We start from the raw sequence: 1,500 nt of genomic DNA on the forward strand, positions 1-1,500 counted from the left end.
ACTGAACTTACTGATGGAGCAGCTAGCGGCGCGATGTCTCACACCCGCGCGGGAAGAAACCTGAGAATAGCCGTTCAACGCTGTATCTCATCACGGCGCAGGGCCAGCCAATGCCGCCCTATCCAGACGCCGGGTAGTTGTCCGCGAACCCACGGCTTTATCGACTAGCACCCTTGGACCGCGGGGAGGCGTCCATATATGTCCTCTAGTTCTCGACTCGGTGAACGACCTTGTTCTCGTAACGACCGCGCCTCTGCTTAGGACAAGAAGTTAGTCTGCCTTTTTTCTCTCCATGAGCTGAAGGGCGACAGACAGTTTCAATTTATTGATTCTTGAGCACTTTTCCGCATAGTTGCGCAGATCTAATTCCCGCATCTCAACAGAGCCGGAGCCTCTAGGAATCTCTATTTCCATCAAATTCCCAGGAAAAACGAGTACTGTGTAAATATCCTCTCCTTGTTCAGGAATCCAGTTCAACACATATGATTTTTCTGGATCATGAGAACTCTCTTTCAAAACCCGCAACAATCCAGGATTACCGAGACCACTCTTCAACGCTCGATTTGATCTCAAAAGCTCACCCCTGAGTTGCTGCTCCTGACGACTTCCAATCAGCTTCATTTGAGTACTCCTGGGAAGGCTGTAACCAAGTTGCCGAAGTGGTCGGTTATAACTGTTAGCGTTGACGTAGGTTCTCCGCCATTAAAAACATCAGTCCCAACGTTTCGGCCAACATTAACCTCACGCACGTATCGGATTCCCTCCCCACCCTCCAGCGAGCGCACAACGGGAGAACCGACTACTTCTTGACTCTGCAACAGACGGCTCAACTCTCCCTGAGAAACAGAGAACTGGCTTGCATTCCGTTTTCCTGAGAAGTGGCGAGCGAGCGTATGCTCCATCCCTTCATTAGAAAGGTTTATGCGCGATTGCACTCGGCCAGGAACATCGGCTAGCCCCGTTGGGACACCTCCCGCCCCACCCCCAGCCGACGGCGCCGCATCCGCCCCCTGCCCCTGTGCACCACTGCTGCCGCCGCTACCACTCCCATGCCCGCTTTGGTTGCCCCCGAGACTATCCGAACCATTATGGCTCCGCCCCCCTTTTCCAGACGATCCGCTTACTACATCGAAGGCCTTCTTAGGATTACCTACCAATGCTGCAATATCCAACAGCAAATGCGTTTCATCAGGCAGCTTCTTCTTAGCTGCCTCAACGGCTAAATCCAATGGCAGCACCGAGATCGTGTCCGGATGGTCCGTATCCTCCGGCGTCATGGGAGCGTGCGCGGTTTTTATGTCGCCAAGTAGATACGCGGCGATTCCAACGGGAATCGCAATTAAAGGCCCGGCATGCTCCAACTCTCCCCGATTATCCAACTCTCTGAACGCGGCATTGTTACCGTTCAGCAGCGCCTGATGCGCCGCCGGATCTTGGATGGCCACCGGGGCCGGACGGTGGTTCTCGATCGCGTCCTTATTGGCCCAGGCGTTGACTCGG

1 protein-coding gene and 1 pseudogene are annotated in these 1,500 nt (G+C 54.2%); both read right to left on the reverse strand.

The window, feature by feature from the left end:
• Positions 1-270: 270 nt before the first annotated feature.
• Complete coding sequence (locus tag CAI21_RS22680; protein ID WP_116304379.1) at positions 271-621, reverse strand: hypothetical protein; 351 nt, start codon at positions 619-621, stop codon at positions 271-273.
• Positions 618-1,500: pseudogene (locus tag CAI21_RS24400) on the reverse strand (hypothetical protein); the annotation flags it as partial. The gene CAI21_RS22680 and the pseudogene CAI21_RS24400, both read right to left, overlap by 4 nt.

This window comes from Alkalilimnicola ehrlichii (assembly GCF_003399765.1).
Taxonomy (GTDB): Bacteria; Pseudomonadota; Gammaproteobacteria; order Nitrococcales; family AK92; genus AK92.